Below are 15301 nucleotides of genomic sequence, written 5' to 3'. Positions count from 1 at the left end.
TTTAGAAAGTGGGCTATCATCCCACCCCACGCAACAGAATGCATCGCCATTTTTGTAAAACAATTTCTGCGAAGCTCTGAATGACGAAAAAAGTCTGGCTGCGGAGGATATCAGCCTGTCAGGGGGTGTCAATGATCGCGACACCGCTGAGGTGAAAAAAGCGAGATTTACTCACCCAGCTTCCAGACTGCCCGACTATTCAATACCTTTAACGTGGCAAAATCTTCACAGAAATCAATGGCACTCCAGCAGCCCTGATCGACCCGAAAATGCCATATCGAGGTGGCTGGCATGGATAATAGCCGCGCAATCAACAGGCTCAACACGCCCTGATGGCTGACTACCAGTAAGTTATTATATTCTTTGTAATCAGATAATTGCGCGATGAAACGCTCGATGCGCTGAGAAAATGCCTGGAAACCTTCGCCATTGGTGGGAATGGCGTTTTGCCAGTCTGCACACCAGGCGGCGTAGCTTTCCGCGTCTTCACGTGTCAGATCGCGGTGGTGGCGCATTTCCCAGTCGCCAAAAAACATCTCATTAAGCTCTGGCAAAACACGTAGCGGAACGTCGCGTTCGTGCAGAACCAACCGGGCGGTGTGGCGGGCGCGCTCCAGCTCACTGCAAAACACCTTTTCGAAAGGGACATCACGCAGCAATGTATGCAAGGTGGTAGCCTGTGCTATTCCTTTGTCTGTCAGTGGTGTGGGAGCATGGCCACTGTATAGCCCGGCTACGTTAGCTTCGGTTTCCCCATGACGTACTAACCAGAGTCGCATTTTTCCCCTCTTGATACCTATTCACGCAAAACATGATATTCGCCCTGATTGCGCAAGGTTTTTTCAATAAACTAGATGCTTTAACCGGAGCGGCACGATGTCTCTACTGAAGAGTGAACATGGCGGTAACACCCGGGAAGCCGCCGCATTGTTGGGCATCTTGCCTGAACAGCTGTTGGATTTTAGCGCAAATATCAATCCCCTGGGTATGCCTGAAAGCCTAAAACGCGCGATCATCGACAATCTTGCCGGTGCAGAGAAATATCCTGATGTGGAATATTTCAGTTTGCACCAGGCGCTGGCGCGACATCATCGCATTCCTGCAGCGTGGATTCTGGCGGGCAATGGCGAAACGGAGTCTATTTTTACGCTGGTAAAAGGTCTCAGACCGCGCCACGCGATGATTGTGACCCCCGGATTTGCCGAATACCGTCGGGCGCTACAGTGGGGAGAATGTCAGATTCATGAGTTTGCACTACGCGAAGCCGATGGCTGGCAGTTGACTGATGCGATCCTTGATGCGTTAACCGCTGAGCTGGATTGTCTCTTTCTCTGTACACCCAACAATCCGACCGGACTGCTGCCTGATCCTTCTTTGATCTTGTCGATCGCCGAACGTTGTAAAACATTAGGGATCGCCCTGATCCTGGACGAAGCGTTCATTGATTTTATTCCTGATCAACAGGGATTTATTCCGCTGCTGGAAAAACATCCTCACATCTGGGTACTACGCTCGCTGACCAAATTTTACGCCATACCGGGTCTGCGTCTGGGGTATCTGGTCAACAGTGATGAAAGTGCCGTGGCAAAGCTGCGTCATCAGCAAATGCCGTGGTCTATCAATGCGTTTGCGGCGCTTGCTGGCGAGATTATTTTGCAGGATACCGCTTATCAACAGGCGACATGGCGGTGGCTGGCGCAAGAGGGGCAGCGATTTTATGCACTTTTGCAGGCATTACCGGGACTGACGGTGTATCCCGGCCAGGCGAATTATCTTCTGTTACGGTGTGATCGGAAGGGTATTGATTTACAGCAGGCTTTGCTGGAGCGACATATCTTGATTCGCAGCTGCGCCAACTACCCAGGACTTGATGCCCGTTTTTACCGGGTGGCGATTCGTGGCTGCGAGGAGAATGACCGGGTGATCGCTGCGTTAAGCAGCGTGTTTACCGATACAACCCCTGCTGATTGATGTAGTTCAATACCGATTCTGGCATCAAATCATCGCAGGGCTCACCTTTTTCCAGACGTTCACGAATTAACGTTGCGGAGATATTGAACCATGGCGTTTCTGCCAGATAGATTTTGCCCGCAGGTTGCTGGTGTAAATCATCTGGCACAAGCGTAAGATGGCGTTCCAGCCATTGCTGATGTTGCTCATTAGCCATCTGCAGCGGGTATCCCGGACGCCGACAGACAATCAAATGGGTATTGTCCAGAATGGTTTCGTAGTCATGCCAGGAGGGAAAGGTGAGCAGTGAGTCCTGGCCGATGATAAAGGCCAGAGGGCATTCAGGGCCCTGTTCAATCCGCCATTCGCGCAGCGTTTGCGCGGTGTAAGAGGCGGTGGGACGCTTCAGTTCTCGTTCGTCCAGGGTAAATAACGGTTTGTCGGCGATAGCCAGTTCAAGCATGTGTTTGCGCTGGACACTTGAGGCTTCTGGTTGCGGGCGATGTGGCGGCACGTTGTTGGGCATGATAATGACACGGGATAAGCCGATCAAATTGGCCAGTGTCTCTACGGGTTTGAGATGACCATAATGCACCGGATCAAAGGTGCCACCAAACAGAGCCTGCAGTGATTTCATATCAACCATCAATAAATACATCGGCCAGTGCTTTATGACAGAGCAGGAGAGAGAGTCCTTCCAGCTCAGCCCACACCGACTGACCATAATCTTGTTTAAGCGTAATTTCTGTACGTGTCAGTAACTGTACCGCCTGGCGAAGTTGCGTCTGGCTCAGGCGATTCAGCGCATCGCCAATCATGCCCCGACGATTTTGCCAGACCCGATGCTTGTCAAATAAGGCGCGCAACGGCGTATGCGCAGATTGTCGTTTCAGGTTAACCAGTAATAGTAACTCACGCTGTATTGTGCGCAGCAGAATCACGGGTTCACTGCCTTCAAGCCGTAGCTGTTGCAGGATATGCAGCGCGCGTTTGCTTTTACCCATCAACAAGGCGTCCACCCAATGGAAAGGGGTAAAATGGGCCGCATCGTTAACGGCTTGCTCCACGCGTGGCAGAGTGAGTTTCCCGTCGGGCCATAACAATGACAGCCGTTCTAGCGCTTGCGCCAGCGCCAGCAGGTTACCTTCGTAGCAGTAACACAGCAGCTGATTTGCTGCGTCATCCAGTTGTAGACCATTTTGTTTTGCCCGGGCGGCAACCCAGCGTGGAAGCTGAGCTTGCTCCGGTGTCTGGCAACTGACTTGCACTCCAGCCGCTGCCAGCGCGGTATACCAGGTCGCATTTTCCTGGGCTTTGGTGAGCTTATTGCCCCGAACGATCAACAGGAGATCGTCATGCAGCAGAGTGGTCAGTGTCGCGAGTTGCTCGTTGATGGCGGCGTTGGGGCCATTCTCGGGGAGCAGTAAAAGGAGTGTTTGCCGGCTGGCAAACAGACTCATGGCCTGACATAACGAGAAAAGTGAATCCCAGTCGGTATTGGTATCGATCGTGAAGGTGTGGTGTTCTTCAAATCCGTTTCCGGCAGCGACCTGACGAATAGCATCCTGGCTTTCCTGCAACAGGAGCGGGTCGTTGCCCAGTAATAAATACGCCGCGCGCAGCCCTTCATTGAGCTGTGCGCGGAGTTGTTCAGGGTACAACTTAAGCATCAGTTACCCAGCGTGGTAGTGACGCGTGACGATGAAGTTGCCGGAGCGACGGTTGAACTCTCAACGGTCGTGTCGTCTTCTTTGGATGACTGAACATCAGCAACATGAACGCTCGGCAGTTTACGAATCAACTGTTCGGCTGCTTTGTCGTACATCTCTTTGATGATCATCTCCTCTTCGTTATCCTTCGCCAGCGCCATCTGCGAGTTATCGAAGAACGAACGATATACCTTCACACTGATAGGATAAATGTCATTCCCGGGAACCAATACGCTGGCGTTAACGGTCATTATCATTTGATACTCCGCCGTTTGACCATCCTGGAAAACAGAGGCTGTATCTTTTGCGATACTCACCCGGCCCAGGCGTAATGACGGAACATCCTGACGCATCGTATTTTTATCAAGCAATTCGATATCATTCAGACGTAACTGATTACGCACCGCACGGCTTAACGGACCGTTTGGATCGCCTGAGTCCAGAATCATGGTTTTCATCGCGGTTGGTACCTGCGTGGTATTACGCAGGTGCCAGCCACACCCGGCGGTGGTCAGCACCGCCAGAGATAACACCAATGTTGTCAGAAATCGCACGCTTCCTCCCGCGCTTAGCCAACGACCAGATTGAGAAGTTTACCCGGAACGTAAATCACTTTACGCACGGTAACCCCATCAAGATATTTTGCCACCAGATGTTCCTGGCCAGCACGTTCGCGAACCTGCTCTTCAGTAGCATTCACCGGAACGGTGATTTTGCCACGGACTTTACCGTTGACCTGAACCACAACCAGCGTGGAGTCTTCAACCATAGCGCTTTCGTCAGCCACTGGCCACGGTGCGTTATCGATATCGCCTTCGCCTTTCAGCGCCTGCCACAAGGTGAAACAAGCATGCGGTGTGAACGGGTTGAGCATACGGACAACTGCCAGCAGCGCTTCCTGCATCAGTGCACGGTCCTGCTCGCTTTCTGTCGGGGCTTTCGCTAGCTTGTTCATCAGCTCCATAATCGCGGCAATCGCGGTGTTGAAGGTCTGACGACGGCCAATATCATCCGTCACTTTCGCAATCGTTTTATGCACGTCACGGCGCAGTGCTTTCTGATCTTCGCTCAGGCTTTCGACATTCAGCGCGACAACATCGCCCTGAGAAGTATGTTCGTAAACCAGTTTCCAGACACGTTTCAGGAAGCGGTTTGCCCCTTCAACACCGGACTCCTGCCACTCCAGCGTCATATCAGCCGGGGATGCAAACATCATAAACAGACGCACAGTGTCCGCGCCGTAACGTTCAACCATCACCTGCGGGTCGATACCGTTATTCTTGGACTTGGACATTTTGCTCATGCCGGTATACACCAGCTCATGGCCCGCGGCGTCTTTGGCTTTAACAATACGGCCTTTTTCGTCGCGCTCAACGATAGCATCAACCGGAGAAACCCAGTTACGCTCGCCGTTCTCGCCAACGTAGTAGAACGCGTCTGCCAGCACCATACCCTGACACAGCAACTGCTTAGCCGGTTCGTCAGAGTTGACCATGCCTGCGTCGCGCATCAGCTTGTGGAAGAAGCGGAAATAGAGCAGGTGCATGATGGCGTGTTCAATACCACCGATGTAGATGTCAACCGGCAACCAGTAGTTTGCCGCTTCCGGGTCCAGCATACCGTCGTTGTACTGCGGACAGGTGTAACGCGCGTAGTACCAGGAGGACTCCATAAAGGTGTCGAAAGTGTCCGTTTCGCGCAGCGCTGGCTGGCCGTTAACGGTGGTTTTTGCCCACTCAGGGTCAGCTTTGATCGGGCTGGTGATACCGTCCATCACCACATCTTCCGGCAGAATCACCGGCAGTTGATCTTCCGGAGTCGGCAGTACAGTACCGTCTTCCAGTGTCACCATTGGGATCGGCGCGCCCCAGTAACGCTGACGGGAAACGCCCCAGTCGCGCAGACGGTAGTTAACTTTACGCTCACCCACGCCCAGTGCGGTTAATTTGTCGGCGATAGCATTGAAGGCCTCTTCAAAGCTCAGGCCGCTGAATTCACCAGAATTAAACAACACGCCTTTCTCGGTCAGCGCTTGTGCAGAAAGATCCGGCTCGGAACCATCCGCCGCCAGGATAACCGGTTTAATATTCATACCGTATTTTGAAGCAAACTCGTAATCGCGCTGGTCGTGACCAGGAACCGCCATTACGGCGCCAGTACCGTATTCCATCAGGACAAAGTTTGCCGCCCACACCGGGATCTCTTCACCCGTTAACGGATGAACCGCTTTAAAGCCAGTATCAACGCCTTTTTTCTCCATGGTCGCCATATCTGCTTCGGCAACTTTGGTATTACGGCATTCGTCGATAAAGGAAGCCAGTTGTGGGTTATTCTCGGCCGCTTTCTGTGCCAGAGGATGACCTGCAGCAACCGCCAGATATGTGGCGCCCATGAAGGTGTCAGGACGGGTGGTATAGACGGTCAGCGTGTTGTCATAACCGGTCACGTTGAAGGTGATTTCTACGCCTTCAGAACGACCAATCCAATTACGCTGCATGGTCTTAACGGTGTCTGGCCAGTGATCCAGGTTGTCCAGATCGCGCAGCAGTTCGTCAGCGTAAGCGGTAATTTTAATAAACCACTGAGGGATCTCTTTACGCTCAACTTTGGTATCGCAGCGCCAGCAGCAGCCGTCGATCACCTGTTCGTTCGCCAGGACGGTCTGGTCGTTAGGGCACCAGTTCACCGCCGACGTTTTCTTATACACCAGCCCTTTTTTATACAGCTCGGTGAAGAATTTTTGTTCCCAACGGTAGTATTCCGGGGTACAGGTCGCCAGCTCGCGGCTCCAGTCATAACCGAAGCCCAACATTTTGAGCTGGTTTTTCATGTAGGCGATGTTGTCATACGTCCACGGGGCCGGGGCGGTGTTATTTTTCACCGCTGCGCCTTCTGCAGGCAGACCGAACGCATCCCAGCCGATAGGCTGCAGGACGTTTTTGCCCAGCATGCGCTGGTAACGGGCGATCACGTCACCAATGGTGTAGTTACGTACGTGGCCCATGTGTAGTCGACCAGAAGGATAGGGAAGCATAGACAGGCAGTAATACTTCTCTTTGCTCTCGTCTTCGGTTACTTCAAATGTGCGCTTCTCATCCCAGTGAAGCTGTACTTTGGATTCTATCTCTTCCGGGCGGTATTGCTCTTGCATGGCAGCCAGTGGTCCTGTTTTCAATACAGCTACAAACGTAGCCTTAGAGGTGGTGTTTCAGATCCGCATAGCATAGCCCAAACGCCCGCGTCAAAACAGCCTTTCGCGCATTCTGCGCTGAATTCCCGTAAGGACAATTCTTGCACGAATTTACATACTCTGTGGGCACTCTTGCAGAGTGGCGCGCAAATAACGTCTATTATTATAGACAGTTAACGACCCAGGAGGCGAAGTGATGAACAAGGTTGCTCAATATTACCGTGAACTGGTGGCGTCATTAAGCGAACGCTTGCGAAATGGCGAACGAGATATTGACGCGTTGGTAGCACAGGCGCGTCAACGAGTGTTGCAAGCAGGGGAGTTAACACGAACGGAGGTGGACGAACTGACACGGGCTGTCAGACGCGACCTGGAAGAGTTCGCCATGAGCTACGAGGAGAGTCAGAGCGAGGAAACCGACAGCGTTTTTATGCGGGTGATCAAAGAGAGCATCTGGCAGGAACTGGCTGACATCACCGACAAAACGCAGCTTGAATGGCGTGAAGTTTTTCAGGATTTGAGCCACCACGGTGTCTATCACAGTGGAGAGGTGGTAGGGCTTGGCAATCTGGTCTGTGAAAAATGCCATTTCCATTTAGCCGTCTACACCCCGGATGTGCTACCTCTGTGCCCGAAATGTGGTCACGATCAGTTCCAGCGCAGGCCGTTTGAACCGTAATGCATTGTGCCGGATGGCGACGCTAACGCGTCTTATCCGGCCTACAAATGAACTGTTGCGTAGGCCGGATAAGCGTTAGCGCCATCCGGCATCGTTCAGGCGTAAAAAGTGAACCTCTCTGCCAGCAAGATTAATGCAGAATTTTAGCGAGGAAATCTTTAGCGCGTTCTGATTTCGGGTTGGCAAAGAAGGCCTCTTTTTCTGAGTCTTCGACGATTTTGCCTTCATCCATAAAAATAACCCGATTGGCCACTTTGCGGGCAAAACCCATCTCGTGGGTCACCACCATCATGGTCATACCTTCATGCGCCAACTCCACCATGACATCCAGCACTTCATTGATCATTTCCGGATCAAGTGCGGACGTCGGTTCATCAAACAGCATCGCGATGGGATCCATGCACAAGGCTCGGGCGATCGCCACACGCTGCTGCTGACCCCCGGAAAGCTGCGCCGGAAACTTATCGGCATGCGCAGAAAGTCCCACACGCTCAAGCAGTTTCAGGGCTTTCTTGCGGGCTGGTTCTTTCTCACGCTTCAGGACTTTCACTTGCGCCAGCGTCAGGTTTTCAATGATGGACAGGTGTGGGAACAGTTCAAAATGCTGGAAAACCATCCCGACACGAGAGCGTAGTTTCGCCAAATCGGTTTTTTTATCATTAACGACGGTGCCGTCTACGGTAATTTCCCCCTGTTGAACAGGCTCCAGTCCGTTTACCGTTTTGATAAGCGTCGATTTGCCGGAACCCGAAGGGCCGCACACGACCACCACTTCCCCTTTTTGCACTTCTGTGGAGCAGTCGGTCAGCACCTGAAAGTGACCATACCATTTAGAAACATTTTTCAGGGTAATCATTAAACTGTCCTTTTCTTCAGATAGCTGACCAACAACGACGCGCTCAGGCTAATAACAAAATAGACGGCGCCCGCGAACAGGATCATTTCGACCTGCGTACCGTCGCGCTCGCCAATGGTAGAGGCGGTACGGAAGAAGTCCGCCAGACTCAATACGTAGACCAGGGAAGTATCCTGGAAGAGCACAATGCCCTGGGTAAGCAGCAATGGCACCATCGCGCGAAACGCCTGCGGCAATATGATCAGTTTCATCGACTGCCAGTGTGTCATGCCTAATGCCAGTGCCGCACTGGACTGGCCGCGTGAAATACTCTGGATACCGGCACGGATAATCTCTGAATAATATGCCGCTTCAAACATGGAAAACGCGACCATCGCTGAAATCAACCGAATATCGGTTTTCGGCGAGAGTCCCAGAACATCCTGAAGTAGCCCTGGTACAATCAGGTAAAACCACAGCAGTACCATCACCAGTGGGATTGAGCGGAATACGTTAACGTAGGCTTTAGCAAACCAGGCAACAGGCGCAAAGCTGGAGAGTCGCATGACCGCGAGAACGGTTCCCCAGACAATCCCGATGATAACGGCAGTGACGGTAATCTTCAGGGTAATGACCAGTCCCGCCAGCAGATAAGGCATGGAGGGAACAATGGAATTCCAGTCAAACTCGTACATTATTTGCCTCCCATATTGCCAGGCAGGCGGATTTTGCGTTCCACCAGACTCATCACCAGCATGATGAAGGCGTTAATCAACACATACGCCAGTGTAATGGCGGTAAACGATTCCCAGGCGTGAGCGGAGTAATCCAGCAGCTTACCCGCTTGTGCGGCCATATCTACCAGCCCAATCGTGGACGCGATCGCTGAGTTTTTCACCAGGTTCATCATCTCTGACGTCATTGGCGGCACAATCACACGATACGCATTCGGCAGCAAAACATAACGGTAAGCCTGCGGCAGCGTCAGGCCCATGGCCAGAGCGGCATTTTTTTGCCCGCGCGGCAGTGACTGGATAGCGGCACGAACCTGTTCGCAAACACGTGCAGCAGTAAATAACCCCAGACAAAACAGGGAAGAGAGAAAGAATTGAATGTTGGGGTCCAGCTCAGCCTTGAACCACATGCCGATATTTTCGGGCAGCAGTTCAGGGATAACCAAATACCAGGTGAAAAATTGAACAATCAGCGGAACGTTACGAAACAGTTCTACATACAGCGTGCCGAGGCTGGAGAGGAAACGGTTAGGCACGGTGCGCAGGATGCCGAACAAGGAGCCGACCAGGAAAGCAATAATCCAGGCGCTAATGGATAACGCAACGGTGACCTGAAAGCCGCTCCAGAGCCAGCCGAGATAGGTGGTGTTGCCGAACGGGGCTTGTTGTAAAAAAATCCCCCAGTTCCAGTCTATTGACATAAATCTACTCCAGAAAAAAAAGGGTAGCAGCGCTACCCTCGAAGATTGTTGCCCGGCGATTTGCGGTTTTCAGGCCAGGTGGGGAACGACCACCTGACATATAGTCTGTCCGTGCTGAGCAGCAATCGAGAGGGAGGGAAAACCTCCCATTATTTTAGTTAGTTAAGCGCTTTATCATTCGGTTCTTTGAACAGAGCTTTCATTTGTTCAGACAGTTCAAAATTCATATTCAGGTTCTTCGGTGGGATCGGGTTTTTAAACCACTTGGCAAACCATTTCTCCGCTTCACCTGAGGTCTGCGCCTTGGCGATCGTGTCATCCATCAGCTTTTTAAACTCGGGATCGTCTTTACGCAGCATACAGCCGTAGGCTTCCTGAGATTGCGGCTTGCCGACGATTTCCCAGTTATCCGGTTTCTTCGCTTTCGCACGTTCGCCAGCCAGCAATGCGTCATCCATCATAAAGGCAACCGCGCGACCGCTTTCCAGAGTACGGAAGGAATCGCCATGGTCTTTCGCGCTGATGATGCGCATGTCCATTTTTTGTTCTTCATTCAGTTTATGCAGCAGTACTTCGGAGGTCGTACCGGAGGTGACGACGACCGCTTTCCCTTTCAGATCCGGGAAGTCTTTAATATCGCCGCCTTTTTTCGCCAGCAGACGTGTACCGACAACGAAAATGGTGTCGGAGAAGGCCGCTTGTTTCTGACGCTCAAGGTTGTTGGTCGTGGAGCCACATTCAAAGTCGAATGTGCCGTTTTGCAGTAGCGGAATGCGGTTCTGAGAGGTGATTGGGATCAGCTTCACCTGCAGGTCAGGTTTGTTGAGTTTTTTCTTCACGGCTTCAACGATGGCGTTGGAGTAGGCCTGTGAATAACCCACCACTTTCTGCTGGTTGTCATAATAAGAGAACGGCACTGAGGATTCGCGATGACCGACGACGATGACGTCGTTTTTCGCGATCTTGTCCAGCGTGCTACCTGCGGCGGGTGCTGCATCTTCTGCATGCGCCAGACCGGCAGACATTCCCATCACCAGCATTGCTGTGGCCAGCTTACGTAATTGCATATCCAACTCCTTATCGTCTGCGTCAAAAACGCATTGATACCCATTGTGAGTGTTTGTGTTGTTATCACCTGCAACTTTAATGTGCAGTGTTATGACTGTTTGTTAACATTTAGTCTGGCTTAATGTAAAGATTTTGCTGCGTTATTGTTTGTTTTTGCGAAGTGCGCCGCACCGTTTAGAGGCAAAAATTTGTCATTGCACTATTTTGGCGCTACCCGCGAACAGAGTTGGTGCGACCGGGTTGCACATTCGGCCGAAAACGCATTCATGTTGTATAACAAAGCAATAGGCGTGCCAGAATGGAGTATGGGAGAAGAATTGTAGGCCCGGTAAGCGAAGCGCCACCGGGCAAAAGGGAAGGCGATTACTTATGACGCTGGCGCAGGCTCATGATCACCGCACCAAAGCCCAACAACGCAGTGATAATCCACAGCGGCCAGTTGCCGGTGCGGGCGTAGGGCGTCAGGCCCGTCGTTGGCGTGACGCTGGTGGTCAATACCTCGCGGGTAAACTGTGGGATCATCGCCTGGATGTCACCTTGCGGCCCAATAACTGCCGTAATACCGTTATTGGTACTGCGCAACAGCGGACGCGCCAGCTCCAGTGAACGCATGCGCGCCATCTGGAAGTGCTGCCACGGACCTATCGATTTACCAAACCAGGCATCATTCGAGATGGTCAGCAGGTAATCGGTATCGGGGCGGAAGTTGTCGCGAACCTGTTCTCCGAGAATAATTTCGTAGCAAATGGCGGCGGTCAGTTTGAAGCCGTGTGCATGCAGTTGCGGCTGCACATACGGTCCACGACTGAATGACGACATCGGCAGGTCGAAGAACGGCGCAAGTGGGCGCAGAATCGATTCCAACGGCACAAACTCGCCAAACGGGACAAGGTGGTTTTTATTGTAGCGATTGGTTGAGTCGTAGCTATACGGACTGTCTTTACCTAGCGTGATGATGGTGTTGTACGTGTCGTAACGGTTTTTGTTGTTCAGACGCGCATCAACAATGCCGGTAATCAGCGTACTGTTTTTCGATTTCAACAGGCCATCCATCATGCCAAGAAAACGCTGCTGATTCATTTCCAGATCCGGAATGGCGGACTCAGGCCAGATAATCAACTGCGATTTCCCGAGTTCAGGCTGTGAAGCATCGAGATAGATTTTTAGCGTGTTGATCAGCTGATTCTCATCCCACTTCAATGATTGAGGGATGTCTCCCTGCACCATGGAAACCTGAATGGTCTTTTCCGGCACTGGGGTATACCACTGGATATAGTGCAGTGGGAAGGGGAGGGCGAAAAGCACCGCCGCCACGACAAAGGGACGCCAGTGGCGAGTGGCGATGGACAGGACTAACAGACCGCTAACCATCATCAACAGGAAGTTAATGGCTTCCACACCCATGACCGGCGCCAGCCCTTTCAGCGGACCGTCAATCTGGCTATAACCGAACTGCAGCCACGGGAAGCCGGTTAATACCCAGCCGCGCAGGAATTCAGTGATTTGCCAGACAACGGGGGCAGCAATCGCCACGCGCAGCCAGGTGGTTTTTGGCCACAAGCGTGATAATACGCCGGCAAAAAGCCCGGTATAAAGCGAGAGATAGGCAGCCAGCAACACCACAAGAAAGACGTTGACCGGACCGGGCATACCGCCAAACTGCGCGATGCTAACGTAAACCCAGTTAATACCAGAGCCAAAGAGTCCCAGTCCCCAGAAATAACCTACGGCGGCAGACTGAAGCGGACGGCGATTTAAGGTTAGGGCCTGCAAACCCATGAGCGATACTATCGCGGCAGGCCAGAGATCATACGGAGAAAAGGCCAGCGTCCCGCAGGCGCCGAATAATAACGCCAGCAGCAGGCGAATGCGCTGGCGTTCAATCAATGAGGCAAATGCCATGTTAAGTCCAATCCTGGTTTTATTCGTCCAGTTTCGGCTGAGGTGAGTCATCCGGAATTCTGACATGAACCTGAATAATACGACGGCTATCGGCCATCGCCACTTTGAACTGGTAACCATCAATGTCGATGGTTTCACCACGCGCTGGCAGATGACCAAACGCCTGCATCACCAGTCCACCAATAGTGTCGACCTCTTCATCGCTAAAGTGGGTGCCGAAGGCTTCGTTGAAGTCTTCAATGGGCGCCAGCGCGCGAATGGTCCAGGTGTGGCGACTGAGTTGACGGAAGTCGATATCGTCTTCTTCGTCGTACTCGTCTTCAATTTCACCGACAATCAGTTCGAGAATATCTTCAATGGTCACCAGACCCGAAACACCGCCGAATTCGTCAATGACGATCGCCATATGGTAACGCTGAGAGCGAAACTCTTTCAGCATGCGATCAACACGCTTACTCTCAGGTACGACAACTGCCTGGCGTAACACTTTTTCCATGCTGAAAGCGTCGGCATCGCTGCGCATAAACGGCAGTAAATCCTTCGCCATCAGAATCCCTTCAATGTGATCTTTGTCTTCGCTGATCACCGGAAAACGCGAGTGAGCAGACTCGATGATGACATCAAGGCACTCGTCCAGAGTTTGGTTGCGTTTCAGGGTAATCATCTGAGAGCGGGGGATCATGATGTCACGAACGCGTTGGTCCGCAATGTCCATCACCCCTTCGAGCATATCTCGCGTATCTTCATCGATAAGCTCGTTCTGCCCGGAATCACGGATCAGCGCCAGCAGTTCATCACGGTTTTTTGGTTCTCCGTGGAACAGTTGGCTCAGTAACAGGGAGAAAAATCCCTTTTTGCTGTTTAATGTGTCACTACTGTGTGAATTGTCGTCGCTCATGGCGTCGTATGGGTTCTCATGTTAATTAATGGGGCGCCCGTCACGCGTATATTCAGCGCACGGCATTGCGGGAAGCTACCGGGCATCAGCCCGGTCACTTATTCCTTCTCGGCAATGTACGGATCCTCATAGCCCAGAGCAAGCATAATCTCTGTTTCAAGGGATTCCATCTCTTCCGCTTCGTCATCTTCGATATGATCGTAGCCCAATAAATGCAGGCTACCGTGTACCACCATATGCGCCCAGTGGGCATTCAGTGGTTTACCCTGTTCTTTTGCTTCTTGCTCAACCACCTGGCGGCAGATGATCAAATCGCCCAACAGCGGCATCTCGATGCCCGGTGGTGCTTCAAACGGGAAAGAGAGCACGTTGGTTGGCTTGTCTTTGCCACGGTACGTCAGGTTAAGATCGTGGCTTTCGGCTTCATCCACCAGACGAATGGTGACTTCTGACTCTTCCTGAAACTGTGGTATGACCGCATTCAGCCACGTCTGAAACTGACTTTCTTCCGGTAGGCCTGTGTTGTTTTCACAGGCGAGTTGTAAATCGAGAATAACCTGACTCATTTTTGTCCTTGCTCCTGGGCTTCATGCTTACGAGCGGCAGCCAGTTCTGCTTTTCGTTTTTGTTCTGCTTCTTCCCAGGCTTCATAGGCGGTAACGATCCGCGCGACCACCGGGTGGCGTACAACGTCTTCACTGTGGAAGAAATTAAAACTGATCTTATCAACTTCAGAGAGCACTTCAATGGCGTGGCGCAGACCTGACTTGGTACTACGCGGTAAATCAATCTGAGTGATATCGCCTGTGATCACCGCTTTAGAATTAAAACCGATACGTGTCAGAAACATTTTCATCTGTTCGATGGTGGTGTTCTGGCTTTCATCGAGAATGATAAAGGCGTCGTTCAGGGTACGACCACGCATATAGGCCAGCGGTGCGACTTCAATCACGTTACGTTCAATCAGTTTTTCAACCTTTTCAAAACCTAACATCTCGAACAGGGCGTCATACAATGGACGCAAATACGGATCGACTTTTTGGCTCAGATCGCCTGGCAGGAATCCCAGTTTTTCACCGGCTTCCACCGCCGGACGGGTCAGCAGAATACGGCGAATTTCCTGACGTTCAAGGGCATCGACGGCAGCGGCGACGGCAAGGTACGTTTTCCCTGTACCGGCAGGGCCAACCCCAAAGGTGATATCGTGATCAAGAATATTGGCGATGTATTGCGCCTGGTTTGGCGTACGGGGCTTAATCACGCCGCGTTTGGTTTTGATGTTCACCGCTTTGCCGTACTCCGGCACGCTCTCCGCGCTTTGTTCCAGCACCCGCGCTTCTTTGATGGCGAGGTGGATCTGTTCCGGCTCAATATCCTGCGTTTGACCACGTACCATAGCGGTATCGACATACAGACTGCGCAAAATATCTGCTGCAGCAGTCACGCAAATCGGGCGACCCGTCAGTTTAAAGTGGTTGTCACGGCGGTTAATCTCAATGCCGAGACGGCGCTCCAGCTGTTTAATGTTGTCATCAAACGGGCCGCAAAGGCTCAGCAGGCGGGCATTGTCTGCAGGCTCAAGGGTGATTTCGCGAGTGTCTATGTTCAAACTGTTCCTCTTATGCATAGGGCGCC

15 protein-coding genes are annotated in these 15301 nt (G+C 52.1%); 2 read left to right on the top strand and 13 right to left on the bottom strand.

Annotation, left to right across the window (positions count from 1 at the left end; translation table 11 throughout):
- Positions 1-167: 167 nt before the first annotated feature.
- A complete protein-coding gene (locus CJP72_RS17255; protein WP_162382575.1) occupies positions 168-779 on the bottom strand; it encodes an adenosylcobalamin/alpha-ribazole phosphatase in 612 nt (203 codons plus the stop codon).
- A gap of 97 nt (positions 780-876) precedes the next feature.
- On the opposite strand from CJP72_RS17255, the gene cobD reads away from it, so the two are divergent.
- The gene (cobD, locus tag CJP72_RS17250; RefSeq protein ID WP_162382574.1) at positions 877-1971 is read left to right on the top strand and encodes a threonine-phosphate decarboxylase CobD; all 1095 of its coding nucleotides are present in this window, start codon (positions 877-879) and stop codon (positions 1969-1971) included.
- Here the strand turns inward: cobD and nadD are convergent.
- The 4 genes from nadD to leuS are packed head-to-tail and all read right to left on the bottom strand — an operon-like array spanning position 1946 to position 6810.
- Positions 1946-2587, bottom strand: a complete 642-nt coding sequence (gene nadD, locus CJP72_RS17245; protein ID WP_162382573.1) for a nicotinate-nucleotide adenylyltransferase — start codon at positions 2585-2587, stop codon at positions 1946-1948. The two genes, cobD and nadD, sit on opposite strands and share 26 nt — an antisense overlap.
- A gap of 1 nt (position 2588) precedes the next feature.
- Complete coding sequence (holA, locus tag CJP72_RS17240) at positions 2589-3620, bottom strand: DNA polymerase III subunit delta (RefSeq protein ID WP_162382572.1); 1032 nt, start codon at positions 3618-3620, stop codon at positions 2589-2591.
- Entirely contained in the window at positions 3620-4213 is a 594-nt protein-coding gene (gene lptE / locus CJP72_RS17235) for an LPS assembly lipoprotein LptE (protein ID WP_162382571.1), read from the bottom strand. Before lptE ends, holA begins: the two co-directional genes overlap by 1 nt.
- A gap of 14 nt (positions 4214-4227) precedes the next feature.
- On the bottom strand, positions 4228-6810 hold the full coding sequence (gene leuS / locus CJP72_RS17230; RefSeq protein WP_162382570.1) for a leucine--tRNA ligase: 2583 nt from the start codon (positions 6808-6810) through the stop codon (positions 4228-4230).
- A gap of 235 nt (positions 6811-7045) precedes the next feature.
- On the opposite strand from leuS, the gene CJP72_RS17225 reads away from it, so the two are divergent.
- Positions 7046-7528 carry a zinc ribbon-containing protein gene (locus CJP72_RS17225; protein WP_162382569.1) on the top strand — a complete coding sequence of 161 codons (483 nt, stop codon included), beginning with the start codon at positions 7046-7048 and terminating at the stop codon, positions 7526-7528.
- A 130-nt stretch (positions 7529-7658) separates the two neighbouring features.
- On the opposite strand, the gene gltL is transcribed toward CJP72_RS17225, so the two are convergent.
- From gltL to CJP72_RS17185, 8 genes are all read right to left on the bottom strand, one after another.
- Positions 7659-8384, bottom strand: coding sequence for a glutamate/aspartate ABC transporter ATP-binding protein GltL (gene gltL / locus CJP72_RS17220; protein WP_162382568.1), 726 nt, complete (start codon positions 8382-8384; stop codon positions 7659-7661).
- Positions 8384-9058: a glutamate/aspartate ABC transporter permease GltK gene (gene gltK / locus CJP72_RS17215; RefSeq protein ID WP_162382567.1), complete on the bottom strand. Its 675-nt coding sequence runs from the start codon at positions 9056-9058 to the stop codon at positions 8384-8386. The genes gltL and gltK overlap by 1 nt, the downstream gene beginning before the upstream one ends.
- A complete protein-coding gene (gene gltJ, locus CJP72_RS17210; RefSeq protein WP_162382566.1) occupies positions 9058-9798 on the bottom strand; it encodes a glutamate/aspartate ABC transporter permease GltJ in 741 nt (246 codons plus the stop codon). Before gltJ ends, gltK begins: the two co-directional genes overlap by 1 nt.
- Before the next feature lie 158 nt (positions 9799-9956).
- On the bottom strand, positions 9957-10865 hold the full coding sequence (locus CJP72_RS17205; protein ID WP_162382565.1) for an amino acid ABC transporter substrate-binding protein: 909 nt from the start codon (positions 10863-10865) through the stop codon (positions 9957-9959).
- 364 nt (positions 10866-11229) lie between these two features.
- Positions 11230-12768, bottom strand: a complete 1539-nt coding sequence (gene lnt, locus CJP72_RS17200; RefSeq protein WP_162382564.1) for an apolipoprotein N-acyltransferase — start codon at positions 12766-12768, stop codon at positions 11230-11232.
- A 19-nt stretch (positions 12769-12787) separates the two neighbouring features.
- The gene (gene corC, locus CJP72_RS17195) at positions 12788-13666 is read right to left on the bottom strand and encodes a CNNM family magnesium/cobalt transport protein CorC (RefSeq protein ID WP_162382563.1); all 879 of its coding nucleotides are present in this window, start codon (positions 13664-13666) and stop codon (positions 12788-12790) included.
- A 98-nt stretch (positions 13667-13764) separates the two neighbouring features.
- Entirely contained in the window at positions 13765-14232 is a 468-nt protein-coding gene (gene ybeY / locus CJP72_RS17190) for an rRNA maturation RNase YbeY (protein ID WP_162382562.1), read from the bottom strand.
- On the bottom strand, positions 14229-15275 hold the full coding sequence (locus tag CJP72_RS17185; RefSeq protein WP_193568761.1) for a PhoH family protein: 1047 nt from the start codon (positions 15273-15275) through the stop codon (positions 14229-14231). The genes ybeY and CJP72_RS17185 overlap by 4 nt, the downstream gene beginning before the upstream one ends.
- Positions 15276-15301 lie beyond the last annotated feature (26 nt).

Origin of the sequence: Citrobacter sp. NCU1 (genome assembly GCF_010231475.1) — a bacterium.
Classification (GTDB): domain Bacteria; phylum Pseudomonadota; class Gammaproteobacteria; order Enterobacterales; family Enterobacteriaceae; genus Citrobacter_D.
Note: the sequence above shows the minus strand (reverse complement) of the source record. Positions and strands in the feature narration are given on the sequence as shown.

Excerpts from the sequence above, each read along its gene's own strand:
- leuS (WP_162382570.1), bottom strand. The coding sequence starts at position 6,810 with ATGCAAGAGCAATACCGCCCGGAAGAGATAGAATCCAAAGTACAGCTT.
- CJP72_RS17255 (WP_162382575.1), bottom strand. The coding sequence starts at position 779 with ATGCGACTCTGGTTAGTACGTCATGGGGAAACCGAAGCTAACGTAGCC.
- gltK (WP_162382567.1), bottom strand. The coding sequence starts at position 9,058 with ATGTACGAGTTTGACTGGAATTCCATTGTTCCCTCCATGCCTTATCTG.
- gltJ (WP_162382566.1), bottom strand. The coding sequence starts at position 9,798 with ATGTCAATAGACTGGAACTGGGGGATTTTTTTACAACAAGCCCCGTTC.
- lnt (WP_162382564.1), bottom strand. The coding sequence starts at position 12,768 with ATGGCATTTGCCTCATTGATTGAACGCCAGCGCATTCGCCTGCTGCTG.
- gltL (WP_162382568.1), bottom strand. The coding sequence starts at position 8,384 with ATGATTACCCTGAAAAATGTTTCTAAATGGTATGGTCACTTTCAGGTG.
- cobD (WP_162382574.1), top strand. The coding sequence starts at position 877 with ATGTCTCTACTGAAGAGTGAACATGGCGGTAACACCCGGGAAGCCGCC.
- nadD (WP_162382573.1), bottom strand. The coding sequence starts at position 2,587 with ATGAAATCACTGCAGGCTCTGTTTGGTGGCACCTTTGATCCGGTGCAT.
- ybeY (WP_162382562.1), bottom strand. The coding sequence starts at position 14,232 with ATGAGTCAGGTTATTCTCGATTTACAACTCGCCTGTGAAAACAACACA.
- corC (WP_162382563.1), bottom strand. The coding sequence starts at position 13,666 with ATGAGCGACGACAATTCACACAGTAGTGACACATTAAACAGCAAAAAG.
- CJP72_RS17205 (WP_162382565.1), bottom strand. The coding sequence starts at position 10,865 with ATGCAATTACGTAAGCTGGCCACAGCAATGCTGGTGATGGGAATGTCT.
- CJP72_RS17225 (WP_162382569.1), top strand. The coding sequence starts at position 7,046 with ATGAACAAGGTTGCTCAATATTACCGTGAACTGGTGGCGTCATTAAGC.
- holA (WP_162382572.1), bottom strand. The coding sequence starts at position 3,620 with ATGCTTAAGTTGTACCCTGAACAACTCCGCGCACAGCTCAATGAAGGG.